19 protein-coding genes are annotated in these 18181 nt (G+C 60.9%); 8 read left to right on the forward strand and 11 right to left on the reverse strand.

The annotated features are described in order from the left end of the window. Nucleotide 1 precedes the first annotated feature (1 nt). Nucleotides 2-613, forward strand: a complete 612-nt coding sequence (leuD, locus tag AC3WTO_RS06185; RefSeq protein ID WP_492459766.1) for a 3-isopropylmalate dehydratase small subunit — start codon at nt 2-4, stop codon at nt 611-613. Next, the gene (locus AC3WTO_RS06190) at nt 595-1527 is read left to right on the forward strand and encodes an alpha/beta fold hydrolase (protein WP_492459768.1); all 933 of its coding nucleotides are present in this window, start codon (nt 595-597) and stop codon (nt 1525-1527) included. The genes leuD and AC3WTO_RS06190 overlap by 19 nt, the downstream gene beginning before the upstream one ends. Here AC3WTO_RS06190 and AC3WTO_RS06195 read toward each other — a convergent pair. Together AC3WTO_RS06195 and map are read right to left on the reverse strand one after the other, a co-directional pair. Next, on the reverse strand, nt 1470-2411 hold the full coding sequence (locus AC3WTO_RS06195) for a LysR family transcriptional regulator (RefSeq protein ID WP_492459769.1): 942 nt from the start codon (nt 2409-2411) through the stop codon (nt 1470-1472). The two genes, AC3WTO_RS06190 and AC3WTO_RS06195, sit on opposite strands and share 58 nt — an antisense overlap. A gap of 131 nt (nt 2412-2542) precedes the next feature. Further along, entirely contained in the window at nt 2543-3373 is an 831-nt protein-coding gene (map, locus tag AC3WTO_RS06200; protein WP_492460051.1) for a type I methionyl aminopeptidase, read from the reverse strand. A gap of 231 nt (nt 3374-3604) precedes the next feature. On the opposite strand from map, the gene AC3WTO_RS06205 reads away from it, so the two are divergent. Together AC3WTO_RS06205 and AC3WTO_RS06210 are read left to right on the forward strand one after the other, a co-directional pair. Then, nucleotides 3605-5047 carry an ArnT family glycosyltransferase gene (locus AC3WTO_RS06205; RefSeq protein ID WP_492459770.1) on the forward strand — a complete coding sequence of 481 codons (1443 nt, stop codon included), beginning with the start codon at nt 3605-3607 and terminating at the stop codon, nt 5045-5047. Nucleotides 5048-5275: 228 nt separating this feature from the next. Continuing rightward, nucleotides 5276-5539: a DUF982 domain-containing protein gene (locus tag AC3WTO_RS06210; RefSeq protein ID WP_492460052.1), complete on the forward strand. Its 264-nt coding sequence runs from the start codon at nt 5276-5278 to the stop codon at nt 5537-5539. 20 nt (nt 5540-5559) lie between these two features. Here AC3WTO_RS06210 and AC3WTO_RS06215 read toward each other — a convergent pair whose 3' ends face one another. Beyond that, nucleotides 5560-7008: an aromatic amino acid lyase gene (locus AC3WTO_RS06215; RefSeq protein ID WP_492459771.1), complete on the reverse strand. Its 1449-nt coding sequence runs from the start codon at nt 7006-7008 to the stop codon at nt 5560-5562. 182 nt (nt 7009-7190) lie between these two features. Here AC3WTO_RS06215 and AC3WTO_RS06220 point away from each other — a divergent pair, with 182 nt between their 5' ends. Next, nucleotides 7191-8132, forward strand: coding sequence for a Dyp-type peroxidase (locus AC3WTO_RS06220; protein ID WP_492459772.1), 942 nt, complete (start codon nt 7191-7193; stop codon nt 8130-8132). Here AC3WTO_RS06220 and AC3WTO_RS06225 read toward each other — a convergent pair. The 3 genes from AC3WTO_RS06225 to AC3WTO_RS06235 are packed head-to-tail and all read right to left on the reverse strand — an operon-like array spanning nt 8129 to nt 10275. Continuing rightward, nucleotides 8129-8455 (reverse strand): Lrp/AsnC ligand binding domain-containing protein, encoded by a 327-nt coding sequence (locus tag AC3WTO_RS06225; protein ID WP_492459773.1) that lies wholly within the window; start codon nt 8453-8455, stop codon nt 8129-8131. The genes AC3WTO_RS06220 and AC3WTO_RS06225 overlap by 4 nt on opposite strands. Before the next feature lie 9 nt (nt 8456-8464). Continuing rightward, nucleotides 8465-9634, reverse strand: coding sequence for a M20 aminoacylase family protein (locus AC3WTO_RS06230; RefSeq protein WP_492459774.1), 1170 nt, complete (start codon nt 9632-9634; stop codon nt 8465-8467). A 2-nt stretch (nt 9635-9636) separates the two neighbouring features. Further along, nucleotides 9637-10275: a GntR family transcriptional regulator gene (locus AC3WTO_RS06235; RefSeq protein ID WP_492459775.1), complete on the reverse strand. Its 639-nt coding sequence runs from the start codon at nt 10273-10275 to the stop codon at nt 9637-9639. Nucleotides 10276-10580: 305 nt separating this feature from the next. Between AC3WTO_RS06235 and glpX the strand changes: the two genes are divergently transcribed. Both glpX and recJ read left to right on the forward strand, forming a co-directional pair. Next, on the forward strand, nt 10581-11564 hold the full coding sequence (glpX, locus tag AC3WTO_RS06240) for a class II fructose-bisphosphatase (protein ID WP_492459776.1): 984 nt from the start codon (nt 10581-10583) through the stop codon (nt 11562-11564). A gap of 61 nt (nt 11565-11625) precedes the next feature. Then, nucleotides 11626-13410, forward strand: coding sequence for a single-stranded-DNA-specific exonuclease RecJ (recJ, locus tag AC3WTO_RS06245; RefSeq protein ID WP_492459778.1), 1785 nt, complete (start codon nt 11626-11628; stop codon nt 13408-13410). A 19-nt stretch (nt 13411-13429) separates the two neighbouring features. Here the strand turns inward: recJ and AC3WTO_RS06250 are convergent, their stop codons facing one another. The 3 genes from AC3WTO_RS06250 to folE all read right to left on the reverse strand — a co-directional run bounded on the left by AC3WTO_RS06250 (nt 13430) and on the right by folE (nt 15619). After that, nucleotides 13430-14401, reverse strand: a complete 972-nt coding sequence (locus AC3WTO_RS06250; RefSeq protein WP_492459779.1) for a patatin-like phospholipase family protein — start codon at nt 14399-14401, stop codon at nt 13430-13432. A gap of 84 nt (nt 14402-14485) precedes the next feature. Then, nucleotides 14486-14944 carry a phosphoribosyl-AMP cyclohydrolase gene (gene hisI / locus AC3WTO_RS06255; protein ID WP_492459781.1) on the reverse strand — a complete coding sequence of 153 codons (459 nt, stop codon included), beginning with the start codon at nt 14942-14944 and terminating at the stop codon, nt 14486-14488. Between the two features lie 36 nt (nt 14945-14980). Further along, a complete protein-coding gene (gene folE, locus AC3WTO_RS06260; RefSeq protein ID WP_492459782.1) occupies nt 14981-15619 on the reverse strand; it encodes a GTP cyclohydrolase I FolE in 639 nt (212 codons plus the stop codon). Nucleotides 15620-15860: 241 nt separating this feature from the next. On the opposite strand from folE, the gene AC3WTO_RS06265 reads away from it, so the two are divergent. Next, on the forward strand, nt 15861-16307 hold the full coding sequence (locus AC3WTO_RS06265) for an iron-sulfur cluster assembly scaffold protein (protein WP_492459783.1): 447 nt from the start codon (nt 15861-15863) through the stop codon (nt 16305-16307). An 85-nt stretch (nt 16308-16392) separates the two neighbouring features. Here AC3WTO_RS06265 and AC3WTO_RS06270 read toward each other — a convergent pair whose 3' ends face one another. Both AC3WTO_RS06270 and AC3WTO_RS06275 read right to left on the reverse strand, forming a co-directional pair. Continuing rightward, nucleotides 16393-17505: a glycosyltransferase family 4 protein gene (locus tag AC3WTO_RS06270; protein ID WP_492460053.1), complete on the reverse strand. Its 1113-nt coding sequence runs from the start codon at nt 17503-17505 to the stop codon at nt 16393-16395. A 27-nt stretch (nt 17506-17532) separates the two neighbouring features. Next, a complete protein-coding gene (locus tag AC3WTO_RS06275) occupies nt 17533-18096 on the reverse strand; it encodes a polysaccharide biosynthesis/export family protein (RefSeq protein WP_492459784.1) in 564 nt (187 codons plus the stop codon). Between the last annotated feature and the right edge of the window lie 85 nt (nt 18097-18181).

An 18181-nucleotide genomic window follows, 5' to 3' on the forward strand; every position in this document is an offset into this window, starting at 1 on the left:
GATGGAAGCTTTTGTCAGGGTGGAAGGTGTTGCGGTGCCGCTCGCGGCCAGCAACATCGATACCGATGTCATCATGCCCAAGCAGTTTCTGAAAGGGATAGACCGCGGTGGTCTCGACCTCGGTCTGTTCTATCATCTTCGTTTCGACGAGCAGGGCAGGCCTCGCCCGGAATTCATTCTTAACCGCCCCCAATGGCGGGATGCTGCCTTTTTGATCGCTGGGGCCAATTTTGGCTGTGGGTCCAGTCGGGAACATGCTGTCTGGGGGCTTATGCAATATGGCATCCGCGCCATCGTCGCGGAGAGTTTCGCGGGCATTTTCTTCGATAACTGCGCCCGCAACGGCCTGCTTGCAATTGAGCTTGGCGAGCCTGACGTCAAGCGTCTGCAGGACCGCGCCGCGTCGCCCGAAGACAATGTGCTCGCCATCGATCTGGACAGCCAGACCATCACCGGCCGGGATATGGAGATCGGTTTCAAGATCGAGGCGATACGCAAGAACGCCTTGCTCAAGGGGCTCGATGCTGTTGGCCAGACTTTGGAATTGAGTGATGAAATCCGCGCCTTCGAGCGCAAGCATCTGCGGGACAATCCATGGCTGGACGCGAACTGATCGCCGATGGATCACTGAGGTCGATCGGATCATCGGCATTCCTGGAAGGCTTCGATCTGTTCGATTTCACCTCCACGACGCAAACCAGACTGCGTTTTGCAATCGCGGGTGAGGGGCCGCCGCTTCTGCTTCTCCATGGCCATCCGCAGACGCATGTCACCTGGCGAAAGATCGCTCCCGCACTTGCCCGACACTTTACGGTTATCGCAGCCGATCTGCGCGGATATGGCGACAGCAGCAAGCCGTCGGGTGGCGATGGTCATGCCAACTACTCAAAGCGCGCGATGGCCAAAGATCAGGTCGAACTGATGCGGGCATTGGGGTTCGAGCGTTTTGTCATGGCGGGACATGATCGGGGTGGACGCGTCGCCCACCGCATGGCGCTCGATCATCCCGATGCCATCGTCAGGCTGGCTGTGCTGGACATCGCACCGACCGCGACGATGTATGCGCATACCAATCGGGAATTTGCCACACGCTACTTCTGGTGGTTTTTCCTCATCCAGCCTTACCCGCTGCCGGAGCGGCTGATCGGTGCCGATCCGGAGTATTTTCTCCAGGCACATCTTGGCCGGCAAAACGGCGCTGTGCATGCAACCGAGCCCGAGGTCATGGCGGAATATCTACGCTGTTATCGTGACCCGATGACACAGCACGCCGTTTGCGAAGATTACCGAGCAGCGGCCAGCATAGATCTTGTCCATGACGCCGAGGATGACGACAAACGCATTGCCGTGCCTCTGCTTGCCATGTGGGGCGCGCGTGGAACGGTCGGTACGCTTTATGATGTCGAACAGACCTGGCGGGAGAAGGCGCTGAACGTCAGGGGGCGGGCGCTGGATTGTGGCCACAACCTTCAGGAGGAATGCCCTGCTCTGGTGACGGAAGAGCTGTTTTCGTTCTTCGCAACCTGATCCCGGTCGCGAAGCAAGCGCTGCCAGAACCGTTCCGCTGTCTGGGTCTGCCGCGCCTTGGCCCGAAAAAGATGGATGTCTATGGAGACCTCGTCCTCCGGCAGGCCGATTTTCACCAGACGCCCCGAAGCGATATCCTCGGCAACCAGGCTGAGGGGCGACCATGCCAGTCCGCGCCCATCGCGAGCCATCGCGACCAGCATCGTTGCAAGATGCGAGGAAAAGACGGGTTCCGGCGGCGGGCTCCTGCCGCTCTGTTCCCAGGCCGCATTCAAAATGCGGCCCATGCCGGATTCCGCAGAATAAGCGAGATAAGGCCCATCCTGCATGAGTTCAGTCGACGCAAGGGACGGTGCGGCAACCGGTACGAGGATGTCCGTGCCTAGCGGTACGGACCGAAATCGATCGCCTGTCAGCCTGTTGAATGCTGCGCTATGGTGATGACACAGAAGGAACTGGCTCCGCCCCTCGATCATGAGCTGTTCACAGCGCATCATTGAATCCGCGATCAACTGGACGGAAGCCATCAGGGGCTCGTCACTTTCCAGGCGGCGCAGCCACGGCGGGAAGAAGGTCAACGACAGGGCGTGGGTTGATGCGAAAACCAGAGTTTCCGTCGCCGTTTGAGCAGCGCTCATCGCATCACGGCGTGCCGTCTCGAGTTGTCGGAGGATTTCTTCAGCGAATGGCTTGAGGCGTTCGCCAGCATTGGTGAGTTCGATCGAATGAGAGCTTCGATCAAAAAGGGGCGTGCCGACCCATTCCTCGAGGCACTTGATTCTCCTGCTGAAGGCAGGCTGGCTGATGGCCCGTCGCTCCGCGGCGCGAGAAAATCCGCCCTCGCGTATCACGGCAAGGAAATCCTGAAGCCAGACTGTATCCATGCTTGTTTCCCCAAGCGGTGATACCGCTCTCAGGCCGGCAACTGGCGTTGTTTTTCCCCTTGCTCGTCACGCATCTCTGCCTTGAACGCGTCTTCGGTATGAGAGCAGGGGAAGCTTGACCCAGTTCCAGCTTACAGCGGCGGCAGGCCCGGCCGGTCGAGGCCTTTCGGCGACAGCGTGAAAATCTCGCAGCCAGTCGAGGTGACGCCGATCGTGTGTTCGTATTGGGCTGACAGCGAACGGTCACGGGTGACCGCCGTCCAGCCGTCGGAAAGAACCTTCACATGCGGCCGGCCGAGATTGATCATCGGCTCCACGGTGAAGATCATGCCCGGGCGCATTTCCACCCCTTCATTGGCGTGGCCGTAGTGCAGGATGTTCGGCGCGTCGTGGAACAGACGGCCGACGCCATGACCACAGAAGTCGCGCACGACGGAGCAGCGTTCGCCTTCGGCATAGACCTGGATGGCCTGGCCGATGGCGCCAGTGCGCACGCCGGGCCGGATGACGGAGAGGCCACGCATCAGGCATTCATGCGTCACTTCCATCAGCCTTTCGGCTGCGCGCTTGACGGCACCGACCGGATACATGCGGCTGGAATCACCGTGCCAGCCGTCCAGGATGTACGTGACGTCGATGTTGACGATGTCGCCATCGCGCAGCGGTTTGTCGTCAGGAATGCCGTGGCAGACGACGTGGTTGATGGAGGTGCAGGACGACTTCGTGTAGCCGCGATAGTTGAGCGTGGCCGGCAGTGCGCCGTGATCCATGCCGAACTCGAAGACGAAACGGTCGATCGTGTTGGTGGTGACACCAGGCTTGACGATGTCGACCAGCGCATCCAGGCACTGCGCGGTCAGGAGGCAGGCCTTGCGCATGCCGGCGAAGCTCTCCTCGTTGTAGAGCCTGATCTGGCCGGTGTTGCGCAGGGGGGCCGTTTCGGCGTCGAGATAGGTAACCATGAATATCCGGGAGCGGTTCGTTTCGAGCAGGATATCATGTGACATCGATGGTGTCGTTCTTCAACCTTTGCATTGCTCAGGGTGCGAGACAGGCCGCATCTGGGCATGCTAGAGGCCCAGGGCTGGGGGAGACAGGACATCTAGACGGGACGGTATTCCGTGTCGGGTATCTTCAGGCAATTTCGAGGTTGGTCAGGCTGGCGCGCATCTCCGGCGCAATGGCAGATCAATATGCTGGAAGGCTGGGCCAGATATTGGCTCCTGTTCGTGCTTGGCGCCGGACTGCTGCTTTATTTACCCTATCTCGGTTTGCGCCCATTGCGTTTCGAGGAAGGTCGCCGTGCCCTCCAGGTTCTGGAGATGCTGGACGGCGGTGCCTGGTGGCACCTGAAGTTCATCGGCACCCCTTACGTCAACAAGCCGCCCTTCACCCCCTGGCTGATGGCGGCAGTGGCTTCGCTGCGTGGTGTCCTCGATGAAGTATCCATCCGCCTGCCGGGCGTGATTGCTGCTTTGGCCGGCGCGCTCTCCGCCAGTGCCGCAGCCCTCGTTCTTGCGCCGCGCGATCGAAAGGTGGCGGCGCTGACGGCCGGGTTGGCCTTTTTGTGTTCGGTACAGATCCTGCTGAAGGCGCGTATCGGCGAGACGGATGTCACCGTAACCGCGCTGTGCGGCATGGCACTGGCTTTGTGGTTGCACGCGCGGGCGCGCCAGCATTTCGGGCTGGCGCTGTGGCTCGGCATTGCAGTCCTGCTTGCCGGCGCGGCGATGACAAAAGGCCCGATCCCGGTCGCATTTGCCGCACTTCCGATGATTGTCGTCCCGCTTCTTGAGCGAAAGCCGCGCGACGCTCTTGTCGCCGTCGTCGTCATTCTGTTCGCCCATCTGCCGATGCTGGCCTGGGCATGGTCGAACCGGCCGGATGCTGGTGCCGCACATTGGGTCGGCGAAATGCGACTCGGAGGCGAGGTCGGCGGAGACAACCGTCTGACGCGATTGCTGCACCTCAGCGACCTGCCTCTGGCGGTCCTTTACCAACTGCCATTCCTGCCTGCCGCCGTTGCCCTGGTTTTCACGCGCTCCGACCTGCCGCAGGAGCGGCGGTGGGTTGTCGACGCGCTGCTTCTGGCTGCCGTGCCGCTGGGTGTTCTGACGACCATCCTGCCGATCGGGCGAACACGCTATTCCATGCCCGCAACCTGGCCGCTGGCGGTGATGGCCGGCCTGTGGGTGTCGATGAATTGGCGACGCTTCTATGTCGCGCATTTCATCATCGGTGCCGGACTGACCATCGCCGTTATCGTGCAGCTTGTTCAGATTGTCGTCACCGATGGGCGCACGAGTGGCCAACGCCAGCTGCGCGCCGATGTCGAAGCTTTTTCCGGGGTGATGAAAAGCCTGCCGCCGGGGCCGATGCCGGTGGTCTGGGACCGCGACCATATGAACGAGAACATTCTGGTCTACGGCCATCGCAAGATGTTCGAGCTGCGGCGCGATGAGCTCGATTGCCAGGTGACAAGCGGCTATCTGGTTGCCGGTGCTTCGGACTTCGCGGTGCTGGATGCCTCACCCAACTGGGCAAAGGTCGAACCCTTGTCGGATTGGGGTGCGCTCTACAGGCGGGTTACGGAAGCGCCGACGCGAAACTGCAAGCCGCGCTTCGCCCCTGCCTGATCTGCGCTGCAACCGGACGTTTGTTCCATTCATGTGGATGGTGGCCATCAGCAAGCCGTTCAGGCGGTTTGTGTTGCCGATATGCAACCAGTGGTCGCGCTCTTGCCACAATTCACCATAAAAGCCTGCGGCAAGGAACTTCCACCCAGAAAAGACGTTCACGCCCCGGGTGGAGGCTGTTTGAGAGGCGTTGCCATGCGCGAATTGCAGTTTGCCATACCTGTTCGCATTGTCCCTGCTCCTGACCAGCCGGTCGAGGAGATTTACGGCGTGGAACAGGCAATGGACTTCTTGTCCGAGTGGCCGACGGGCAAGCAAGGCAAACTCTACCAGGCTGCCTTCAACGCCTGTTTCGGCGCCAGCGTCGGCGTCTCGACGTCGGAAGAGGCGTGCCGCGCCTTCTCGGCTTTCTGCCGAACCAGCGGCATCATGGCCAAGGACATGATGCGGCCGCGTAAGCGCGGTGATCAATCGGAGATGCTGCCGATCTGATCGGTTCCACCTCGCTGAACCTATGGCTTGAATGTTTGCGCGGTGAAGTGCCGCGCGAGCCGCTCCAGTTCCGGCCCCAGCACTCTGTCCGCTTCGACCGGCGGCACGATGGAACGGACTTCCTCCATAAAGCCGGCAAGCTGGGGCGGTGCGTTTCGCCTCGTGGCGTAGAAGGCCTGCGAGGCAACGGCTGAAAGAGCCGCCAGGCAGGCGTCAAGGTATCGACCGGCTCTTTCCTCTTTTGTCCACGCGATGAAGGCCGTTGTTGCGACGTCGTCCTGACCTGCGCCGGCGGATTCGGTTCCAGGGATGAAAGTGGTCTGCGCGGCCAGCTTTGCCTGTTCGAGATACCCGGTCGAAGCCATCGGCACGTAGCCGAGAGCGCCGTGGCCGTCGCTGTCGCTGGGATCCCGGTCGACCATCAGCAGATCGGGCAGATGCGAGACTGCGCCGTTGAGCAGTTTCGAACCGTGACGGTCGCACAGCAGGCAAAGATCTGCCCAGATTGCCGCCAGATCGTCCAGTGCGGGCGCGGCCATTGCGTTATGATACCCGCCGGTGCTGATGCAACGACCGTAAGGATGCTGGTCATCCGGTGGAATGAAGACGGGGTTGTCGGAAGCCGAGCGGAGCGAGATCGTTGCCGCGCGCTCGGCTGCTGCCAGGGCGCGGTGAGCCTGTCCGAGCACGCGTGGCACGATGCGGAAGCTCACCGGTGCCTGGTAGTTGCGCCGTTCGTTTGTGCCGCCCTCAAGAAGCGCGCGCAGACCACGCAGGGCGGCCGCCTCGTGCTCGTCACCCCACAGTGTCTCAAGCGCTGCATCATAGTGTTCCAGCGGTGCCCGGAACGCTTCGATTGAAAGCGCAAAGACCTGCTCGACCCGCCTTACGCGCCGTCTCGCGGCGAGCGCGCTGTCGGCAACAAGGGCCGCAGCGCATGGCGAGCCGTTGATCAGCGAACCTCGTTCCTTGACCTCAAGATCGAAGCGCGAGGTCAGTTCGGCAAACAGCGGATAGAGGGCGAGGATTTCCCCGGCTCCGCCCTGTCCGGAAGAGGCAACTGCGGGCAACGGCCGGCCATCGAGCATCTCCGCCACCGAGAGCGCAATGCGGGTGGTGGTGGCCGCGTGGCCCTCGACGAAGTTCGCCAGCCGCGCAAACACCATTGCGCGCACGACGCGTTCAGGGAAGGGGTCGCCAAACGAAGTGGCGGCGGCGAAGGCCTTGATGCGCGCATGGCGTTCGCGTTCCTCGACCGACAAACGCGTGTGGGCAAGCTCGCCCATCGCCGTCGTCACGCCGTAGATGACGAGCGACGGGTCTTTGTCGATCAGGTTTAAGAAGGCGGTCCGGCAGCGGCTGATTTCCGAAAGGGCGGTTTCGCTCAGCGTGACGGGCTTGTTCTGCCAGGCAACGCGCAACACGGTCTCAAGATTGATATCGTTTCTGGTGGTAACGACGACCGTCATCGAAGCATCCCCGATCTTCAACACATACGAAGTGCTGTTGTGCTCGCGAGGTCAAGCGGTGAGAGGCAACTGGGTGGTGGGCCAGGTGCAGTCAGGTGGCCACTTTGCGGGTGCCTTGTAGATTTGTCGTCACCGTTGCATCGTAAGAAGCAGTGATGATCCTCGACGGTTGACGGGTGACAATGGTTTCGAGCTTTCCTGCCCCAATATCCCAGTCGGTTGCCAGCAGGCTGACGCGGGCAGCGATTTTCCTGGTGGTGACGATCAACCCTGGAAAGGAGGCGGAGGACGCGGTTCGTGATCTCTGTTCTGATCTCTCCAGTCTGCTGCGCGGTGTCGGGTTCCGCAATCTGGAGGGGCAGCTCTCCTGCGTCATGGGCTTCGGTGCGCAGGCCTGGGACAGGTTGTTTGGTGCGCCGCAGCCTAAAGATCTGCGCCCTTTTTGCGAAATTCATGGCGTGCATCACGCCGTTTCGACACCCGGCGACATCCTTTTCCATGTGCGCGCAGCCAGCATGGATCTGTGCTTTGAACTGGCCACGCATATCATGTCGCGGCTCGGCGGTGCTGTCGCGACGGCGGACGAGGTGCATGGCTTCAAGTTCTTCGACGATCGCGATCTGATCGGCTTTGTCGACGGCACAGAGAACCCGGTCGATCAGGCGGCCGTGGATGCCACCATCATCGGCGAGGAGGACGCGCCCTTCGCTGGTGGCAGCTATGTGATCGTCCAGAAATATCTGCATGACGTCGAGCAGTGGAACAAGGTGCCGGTCGAGGAGCAGGAGAACATCATCGGGCGCCACAAGCTCTCCGATATCGAGCAGCGCGATTCAGAGAAAAAGCCCTATGCTCACAATGTCCTCACTTCCATTGAGGAGGATGGCAAGCAACTGCAGATCGTGCGCGACAACATGCCGTTCGGCGAGATCGGCAAGGGCGAGTTCGGAACCTATTTCATCGGCTACGCCCGTTCCCCGCACCGCATCGAGAAGATGCTGGAGAACATGTTCATCGGCAATCCGCCGGGGACCTATGACCGCCTGCTTGATTTCAGCCGCGCGGTGACGGGCTGCCTGTTCTTCGTTCCGACGGCGGACTTCCTGGACGATGTCGCTTCCTAGTCCGGCAACGCCCGTAGAAGAACACGCCGCAACAAGAATTCAGTCCTGATCTTTCTGACGCCGGGGAGCCTTGAGAGGACATTGCGGTGTAGACTCTCGAACTCCTGCATTGCCGTGACAGAGACGAACAACAGGTAGTCTGGATTGCCGGCTACCGCGTAGCACTCCTCGATTTCGGGATGTTGCTGAAGAGAGCGTTCGAACAACTCCGCCGCCCCTGCGCTGAGCGCTTCCAATTCGATCCAGATCGGAATTCTCGTGGCGACGGAAGGGCGCATCCGTCGCGCATTGTCGTCACGCCCAATTGAACCGCGTACTGTCATTTGCAGAAGCTAGTTCTGCCTCGCCTCGACGAGTGACGCAAAATAGGAAGCTCCGAAAGGCAGCGCTTCGTCGTTGAAATCAAACCATGCGCTGTGAAGGATGCGGCCATTGTCATCCGGTCCGTTACCGATCCAGCCGTAGCACCCAGGTCGGTCCTGGAGCATGAAGGCAAAGTCTTCGACGATCATCGTTTGCGGCGGATTCGTGTCGATCTTGTTGAACACCGATGATCCCGCAGCCTCAGCGGATCGGACAGCGGACTGCGAATTGATGAGCGTCGGATATTGCTGGGCGTATGAAACCTTGCACTGGGCACCTGTCGACAGGCCGATGCCCTCAACGATCCGCCGTACGGCCGGCTCCGCCGTTGCACGCGCGTTGGGAGAGAATGCCCGTACGGTGCCACGAATGGTGACATTGTTTGGCAAGACATTGTAAGCGTCACCGCCGTGAACCTGCGTGGCACTCACGACGATTGCATCCAGAGGGTCGGTGTTGCGCGCCGATATCTGCTGGAGTGCGATGAGGATATGTCCGGCAGTCATAACGACATCGACGCCTTTCTGAGGCTGGGCCGCATGCATCCCAGTAGACGTGACCTCGATTTCGAACGCATCACCTGACGCCATCATCGGTCCCGACTTGACGGCGAAGGTACCGATTTCCATTCCCGGCCAATTGTGCAGGCCATAGATCTCATCGCAGCGAAATGTCTGGAACAGACCCTCCCGGATCATGCGCGCGGCACCACCGTCTTCACCCCCCATCTCTTCGGCCGGCTGGAAGATGAAGACAACGCGGCCCTCGAAATTTTTGGTCTCGGCGAGGTAGCGGGCAGCACCCAGGAGCATTGCGGTATGCCCATCATGTCCGCATGCGTGCATGACACCCTTGTTCGTCGAGCGATGCGGAAAATCGTTGCGTTCCTCAATGGCAAGCGCGTCCATGTCCGCTCTCAATCCGATCGAGCGTGAGCCCTTCCTGTTGCCGTGCAGGATGCCGACAACGCCTGTTCCTCCGACGCCTTCGGTGACTTCGATCCCGTAGGAACGAAGTTTTTCGGCGACGAAACCTGCGGTCTCCTGTTCCTGGAAAGAAAGTTCCGGATTTGCGTGAAGGTGACGCCGCCACCGTGCCATATCGTCGTGAAACTCGGCGATCCTGTTTATGATGGGCATGGTCACTCCCTTCGGTTTTTTATGTCGTGATGAGCCAGCCGCAAGTGTTCGCTCAGAATTGAGATCGCACCTGTTTCGTCGTGATCGCGACAGGCTTGAAGCAGCTTTCGGTGTTCAGCAGCTGATTTGTCTGGGCGGGCGACGATGGAACTCGCGATAACCTCCGCGAGCGCCGACGCGCGGTTAAGTTGTTCTATGGTTTTCAGCAGGGTCTGCCGGTTTGATGGTCGGTACAGGGTTTGATGAAAGTCCCAGTTCAACGCCGAAAGCCTCGACGGTTCTCTTTCCGTCTCGGCAGCATCAAGCGCCATCTCGGCCTTCGCAAAATCAAGCTTGGTCTGGCTTTCAAAGGCGGATTTGAGTGCCAGTGGCTCCAACAGTAGCCGCATCTCGAACAAGTCGTCGACCATGCCCGGATCAAGCGCCGCAACCCTTGCCCCTTTGTAGTCGGTTGCCTCGACCAAACCGTCTTCGGCAAGCGACTGCAGGGCATGCCGCAACGGCGTGCGGCTGATGCTCAGCTGTTCCGACAATGCTTCCTGCCGTAGCGGCTGACCGGGCTGAAAAGTTCCGTTCAGGATCAACGTCCTGATTCTTGCTGCCGCCGAATCCACTTGCGTCTTGTTTGTATCCGAAATCATGATTGTATCCAATATTGCTGGATGAGGGGGCTGTCAATGCTGCAGCCATCGAACGGGGAAACGCTCAGAACTGAAGGCAAGATATTCGCGCATCTCGGCGACGTCGTTACGCCGTAGCGCGGATATGCAGCCCAGGGACAAGCTATGCCGCCGTTCGCAGCAGGAAACGCCGTTATCTCTTTCAATCGATTGATATTGTTTCTTGGTCGGGAAAGCTTCTCTCCGGGTCTTGCTGTTGTCATGAGGCTTTGACACAAGAAGCCCGCCTGCGCTTCTGGCGCGTTGCAAATGAGGATTTCCACTTCATGAATGCTGTTGCGAATACGATCGCCGGTCTCGACCGAATTCTCACCATGGAACTGGTGCGCGTCACCGAGCGTGCTGCGGTTGCCGCGGCGCGGCTGCGCGGGCGTGGCGACGAGAAGGCGGCCGACCAGGTTGCTGTCGATGCGATGCGCTCCGAGCTGAACCGCCTTAACATCAAGGGCACCGTGGTGATCGGTGAGGGCGAGCGCGACGAGGCGCCGATGCTCTACATCGGCGAAGAGGTCGGCACGGGCAAGGGCCCGGCCGTCGACATCGCGCTGGATCCGCTTGAAGGCACCACAATCTGTGCCAAGAACCTGCCGAATGCGCTGGCCGTCATCGCAATCGCTGAAAAGGGCAGCCTGCTGTTCGCGCCGGACGTCTACATGGACAAGATCGCCATCGGCCCCGGCTACCCGGAGGGCACCATCGACATCGACGCTTCCCCGGCCGACAACATCGCCAGCCTGGCCAAGGCCAAGGGCGTGCCGGTGAATGAAGTCACGGCGTGCATTCTCGACCGGCCACGTCACGCCAAGCTGATCGAGGCGGTGCGCGCAACCGGTGCGGCCATCCGTCTGATCGGTGACGGCGACGTTGCCGGCGTCATCCACACCACCGACCCGGAAGAGACCGGTATCGACATCTATATCGGCTCGGGCGGTGCGCCTGAAGGCGTCCTCGCGGCTGCTGCCCTGCGCTGCACCGGTGGCCAGATGCAAGGTCGGCTCATCCTCGACACACCCGAAAAGGTCGCGCGTGCCGCCAAGATGGGCATCGCCGATCCGAACAAGGTCTATCGTGTCGACGAAATGGCGCGCGGTGATGTGCTGTTTGCGGCAACCGGCGTCACCGACGGCAACATGCTTGCGGGTGTCAAGTTCGGCCGCAACTACATTACCACCGATACGATCGTGCTGCGTTCTTCTTCGCGGACCGTGCGTGAGATCAAGGCCCGTCATCAGGACCTCGATAAGTTTTGATTTTTGTCGGTTTCACCGTATTGAGCCTGATGGGGCTCAATACGGTGAATGGTAATCCCGCATGACCGGCGAGAAGCGGTTTTTCCTCGATGTCAGGCGATCGGCGACCGGGCTTGCCTGGGTGCACCGATTGTCCGAACGACAGGACATGACAGCGCTGGCCATCGCTCAGGGCCATGGCGTTCCCGACATCGTCGCACGGGTCCTGGCAGGGCGTGGCGTGACTGCGGTCGGCACCGAGCGTTTCCTCGATCCCACCATCCGCGACCTGCTGCCCGATCCCGCGTCGCTGACCGACATGGACAAGGCAGCCGTGCGGCTGGCCGAGGCGATCATCCGAGGCGAGAGGGTCGCCATCTTTGGCGACTACGACGTCGACGGTGCTGCCTCCTCGGCGCTGCTCAAGCGCTTCCTGGAGCATTTTTCGGTGCCATCGGAGATCTATATCCCCGACCGCATCTTCGAAGGCTACGGTCCCAATCCTGACGCCATGCGCGAACTGGTCGGGCGCGGGGCGAGCCTGATCGTCACGGTCGACTGCGGTACCAACAGCGCGGCTTCGATCGACGCCGCCAGGGAAACCGGCGCCGATGTCGTTGTGCTGGACCATCATCAGGTCGGTGGTGCGCTGCCCGAGGCAATAGCCATCGTCAATCCGAACCGCGAGGACGATCTCTCCGGACAGGGGCATCTGTGTGCGGCCGGTGTGGTTTTTCTGACCCTGGTGCAGACCGCCAAACTGCTGCGTGAGCGCGCGCCGGACGCACCGCGGCCGGATCTGCTCGCCATGCTCGATCTCGTCGCACTGGCAACGGTCTGCGATGTCGTGCCGCTCATCGGCGTCAATCGCGCCTTCGTCGTCAAGGGATTGCAGGTCATACGCCAGCAAAAGAATGCTGGTCTTGCCGAGCTTGCGCGCGTTTCGCGCATCGGCGAGCCGGTCAACACCTTCCATCTCGCCTTCCTGATCGGTCCGCGCATCAATGCCGGCGGCCGCATCGGCGACGCGGCTTTGGGCAGTCGCCTGCTGGCAACCGACGATCCGGCAGAGGCGCGCACCATTGCCGAAACGCTCGACCGATTGAACCAGGAGCGTCAGGCCATGGAGCAGGAAATGCTTGCCCAGGCCCGTGCGGAAGCCGACGCCGAGCTGGCGGGTGGCGAGGGCCCGGCCGTGATCGTGACGGCCTCCGACAGTTGGCATCCCGGCATCGTCGGCCTGATCGCCTCCCGGCTGAAGGAGCATGCACGCCGGCCATCCTTCGCCATTGCGTTCAATGCCAACGGTATCGGTACCGGTTCGGGGCGTTCGGTTGTCGGTTTCGACCTTGGCAGGCTGGTGCGCGAAGCCACCGAAGCGGGCTTGATCGTCAAGGGTGGAGGTCACGCCATGGCGGCAGGCATCACTGTCGAGCGCGAAAAGCTTGGCGCCTTACGGGCCTTCTTCGAGGCGCGCGCTGCCGCCGACGTGTTCCGCCTGCGCGACGAGGAAACTCTTCTGGTGGATGGCGCGCTGGCAGCCGAGGGAGCCACGCTCACGCTGCTCGACACGCTGGAAAAGGCTGGGCCGTATGGCACGGGCCATGTACCGCCCCTGTTCGTGCTGCCGCGTCATCGACTGGCCGACGCGCGAGCTGTTGGCACCAATCACATCCGTGTCGATCTGACCTCCGAAAGCGGCGGCCGCATCCAGGCGATGGCTTTCCGTGCCGTCGACACCACGCTGGGCGAATTCCTGTTCAAGAACAGGGGCAAGACCTTGCACGTGGCAGGCTCGGTTTCGGGCAACTACTGGAATGGCAGCCGCAGCGTGCAGTTCCGCATCACCGACGCCGCCATAGCCTGAGTCTTGCAAAAGTAGCCGGCTAAGCGAGCACGGCCTGCAGCCGTTTCAATTCCTCGATATGTGCCATCGTGGCTTCATAGCCGAGGCGGATCGCCTCGTCGGCGCGATGGAATTCGGCCAGACCAATATGGCCAAGCTTCGGCTGCAGGGACAAATCAGGCGGGTCGCCGGCCATACGAGCACGCGAAATGCGATCCTGGATGATGTTGAACGCTTCCACCATCATGCCGGTGATGCCGAGCCGGGTTCCTTGCTCCGTAGCATTGGGATCGAAGCGACCGGGCCTTTTCGCGTCTTTGTGTATGACGAGCTCGCCGGCGTTGTGCTTGATGACGGCAGCACGGCCGAAAAGGTCATAGTGGAGGTTCACGGCCACCACCATTGGCTGTTCGTGCGCGCGGCATACCGAGACCGGTACCGGGTTCACCAGCGCACCGTCGGCCAGAATGCGGCCGTTGCAGTTGACCGGTTCAAAGACCCCGGGCAAGGCATAGGACGCTCGCATTGCTGTAACCATCGAGCCTTGGGTGATCCAGATTTCGTGGCCTGTCCTGACTTCGGTGGCGACGGCAACAAAGGTCTTGGGCAGGTTTTCTATGCGAAGACCATCGAGATGCTCACGCAACCGTGCATCGAGCTTCATGCCTCCGAACAGGCCATTGCCGCGAAGATTGATGTCGAGCAGGCCGAAAATGCGGCGCCGGGTCAGGCTGCGCGCGAACTCTTCCAGCTCGTCCAGTTTGCCGGCGAGATAACAGCCTCCGACCAGCGCGCCGATCGATGTGCCTGCGATCATCGAGATTTCCAGGCCAACTTCGTCAAGCGCGCGCAGGACACCGATATGAGCCCAACCGCGTGCTACGCCGCCGCCGAGAGCCAGTGCAATGCCACATTTGCTGGGCTGCTTGGGGGCAGGGGCTCCGTCGGACGACGCCGGGTCATTCGCTTCGCGAGCGATCCCCTTGCCCCGCAATGACGCCCATTCGAGCATCAGAGTCTCCCTTATCCCACGACCAGCTTATACAACGGCCGTATCGAAATCGTGAATCGGGCAAAGTTGGTCCCGGCGGGATAATCAACGAGGCTTCCGATAGGTTTCCTGCGCATCGAAGAGCGGCTTGGAACCATCTGCATTGAGCGTCCCCTTGCCGTTGGCAAGTGCCACCGTCCGATAGAAGCAAGAACGCCTGCCGGTGTGACAAGTTGCATCGTGGCCTGTCACTTTTACGCGAAGCCACACAGCGTCCTGGTCACAATCCGTCCGGATCTCGGCGACATGCTGGAAATTACCGGACGTCTCGCCCTTCTTCCAAAGCGCGTTGCGCGAGCGCGACCAGTAGTGGGCGATCCCGGTCTCCAGCGTCAGTGCAAGTGCTTGCGCGTTCATATGCGCGACCATCAGCAGCATGCCGTCGCTCACATCGGTGACGACAGCAGTTACGAGTCCGTTGGCGTCGAAGCGCGGGGTAAAGGCTTCGCCTTCCTCGAGTTGCCGCTTGTCGCTGGATGGTTCGGAAAATTGTAGAGCGGTCATCGCCGAATCCCGGAAGTTTGGGGCCGGCGATACGGGTCAAACCCCGCCGCCGGCGCGCACCATGGTAACGAACCGGACCTGTTCCTCGGGATTGTCCCGGAAGCTGCCGGTGAAGGTAGAGGTGAGGGTGGTCGAACCCTGCTTGCGAATGCCGCGCATGGCCATGCACATATGCTCGGCCTCGACCATAACCGCAACGCCGCGCGGATTTAGCACGTCCTGGATGACACCGGCAATCTGGGCCGTCAGCGCTTCCTGCGTCTGCAGCCGATGCGCGAAGATGTCGACGACGCGGGCGATCTTTGAAAGCCCGACGACCTTGCCGTCCGGCAGATAGCCGACATGCGCCTTGCCGATGATCGGCACCATATGGTGCTCGCAATGGGAATGGAACGTGATGTCGCGAACGATGACGAGATCGTCATAGCCCGCGACTTCCTCGAAAGTGCGGCCAAGTTCCTCGGCCGGGCACATGTCGTAGCCGCCGAACATCTCGCGAAATGCCTTGGCGACGCGCTTTGGCGTATCGACGAGACCTTCGCGATTCGGATTGTCCCCGGTCCAGCGCAGAAGCGTGCGAACTGCCGCCTCGACTTCTTCCTGGCTGGGCCGGTCGGTGACCGGCTTGTCCATATAAGCCGACTGCGGCATCATTTTCTTGATGGCGGCATCCATGAAAGGCATCTCCCGTAGTCCCCTTCATAGAGGGAACGAGTTGAACGGACCACTGCCTTTTGCGGTAGCGGAAACCCCACCCGGTTCCCGCCCGAAAGCGGCGTGAAAAAAGGCCGGCTGACGCGACTGCCCGTCGCCTTGTCGTTACCGGACCTGCAGCATTATATATGGTGGTGCCGAGCGAATGAAAGATACGCCAGCGGTATTCGATGATCGTGCCAGCACGGCGGGCTAGAACATTATGATCGACGACGTCTACAACACGAAAATTCTTGGTTTTGCGGGAAATATCGGCCGCATCGGTCGGCTTGAGCATCCCGACGCGTCAGCCAAGGCTCATTCCAGGCTGTGTGGCTCGACTGTTATCGTCGATATTGCCATGCGGGATGGTGTCGTCACTGATTTCGCGCATGACGTGAAGGCCTGTGCGCTGGGCCAGGCCTCTTCTTCCATCATGGCTGCCAATGTCGTCGGCGCGACCGCGCAGGAATTGCGCGCCGTACGTGAGGCTATGTGGAAGATGCTGAAGGAAAGCGGTACGCCACCCGAGGGGCGTTTCGCTGATCTGAAGTATCTGGAGCCGGTCCGCGACTACAAGGCCCGTCACGCATCCACGATGCTGACCTTTGACGCCGTCGTGGATGCGATCGATCAGATCGAACGGAAAAGCGCCGAAGCCGCAGCCTGATCCAAGGCGCAGAGCAATTCGGGAGAAGTCTCGAGTGCTCTGTCCGGGCACGCGCATCACCATTCCCGCAGGATGGCCTGACGCTCTAGTTGGCCAAAGCCGCGAAATACGCCTTCTCGATCTCAGCGGCCATGATATCGGCGCCGAAGCGCGACTTCAGTTCGCGGGTTTCCGGCATAGCCCGGCGATAGGCATCCAGATCGGTCAGTGCCTCATCCATCTTTTCGCTGACTTCGATCGCATTTGGTCGCACCAGAGCCGGTGATTCCGCACCGAAAATCTCCGGGATACCACCGACCGCACTGGCGATCATCGGCTTTCCAGCCGCCAGTGTTTCCAAAACGATGTAGGGCATGGCTTCCGCACGGGAAGGTACAACGACGAGGTGGGCCAGGGCGAAAGCTTCGCGAGCTGGCATCGGCGGGAAAAAACGGATGCGGCCGTCGAGCCCGAGGCGTTTCACCTGGGCATGGTAGCGTGGCAGGTCATCTCCGCCTCCGACCATCACGGCGCGGATGGGACGTCCGGAAAGAATTTCCGCCTGGGCGAGAGCGTCGATGAAGATGTCCGGGCCCTTCAAGTCCCGCATCATGCCGATATAGAGCAGATCGGCGGCATCTGTATGCGCGGCAACAGGTTCGAACTCGACATCGCGCAAGCCGTTGTAAACCAGCAGGTTTGGGATTGGCGGTTCGCCGACCTTTTGCCGATAGGCCTGCCTTTCGTAGTCGGAGACGAACAGCAGATAGTCGGTGAAGAAAGCCATCGTCCGCTCGATTGCGAAGAACAGCCTTCCGGTCGCCGTGCGCTCGTCATAATGCAGGCTGCCGCCATGCGGCGAATAGAGGCGGGCCACGCGAGACCTTGAAACCCGCAACAGTGAGCCGAACAGACGCGCATAGGTGCCACCTTTGGCACCATGGCCGTGGAGTACGTCCGGCTGCAATTCCTTGATGATCTTGAAGGTTCGCCAGGCCGAAGCGGCGTCTCCGAAACCGATGTGCCGCTGCATTGGCGTGCGGTGGACGCCAAGTGCCAGCGTTTCCTTCATGTCCTTGAACAGCCCTTCTTCAAAGGCGCCTCCGGTCGTCGAATCGCAGACGATGCCGACGAGATGGCCGGCAGCAGCCTGCGCGTCGACAAGATCACGCACGTGGCGGAAAATGCCGCCCACAGGCGAACGAAAGCAGTGGACGATACGGAGAGAAGAGGGGGATGCCACGCGTTAAAACAGGCGTTCGCGGACGTAGACCGTGTCGCCTGGCAGCAAGGGATCTGATGTCACGACCTGGCCGGTCATCACCTTGCCATTGATGTCGCGTGTAACATCGACATTGGATTGATTGGCGCGTGCCGAGAAACCACCGGCAATGGCGACCGCCTTCTGTACGGTCAGGCCCGGAACATAGGAATACTGACCCGCTGCGCCGACTTCGCCCATGACGAAGATCGGGCGGTAGCGGTCGATTTCAACCGAGACATCCGGGTCACGCAGGTAACCCTGCCGCAGCTTTACCGCGAGCGCCTTTTCGAGCTGCTGGGCAGTGCTGCCGCGTGCTGGTACCGGGCCTACGAGCGGGAAGGAGATAAAACCCGACTGGTCGACGCTGTAGGTGTTGGTCAGGCCTTCCTGCTCGAAGACGGTTACCCGCACACGGTCGCCGGCGCCGAGACGATAAGGCTGCGTCAATGCGTCGTGGAACGCCGGTGGTGTCGGGCGATAACTGGTGCAGCCCGCCAGCAGCGATACCGCCAGCAATGCGCGAAGGAGCGAGGTAGGTTTTCTCATCACCGGATACATGCCTTCGACTGGTCGCCGGACGATCGGCTGACGTTTCGAGTCTTGTTATCTGTCTGTTAGGGTTAATGCCCGG

It is taken from the genome of Mesorhizobium sp. EU05-FHT14A09 (genome assembly GCF_058790995.1).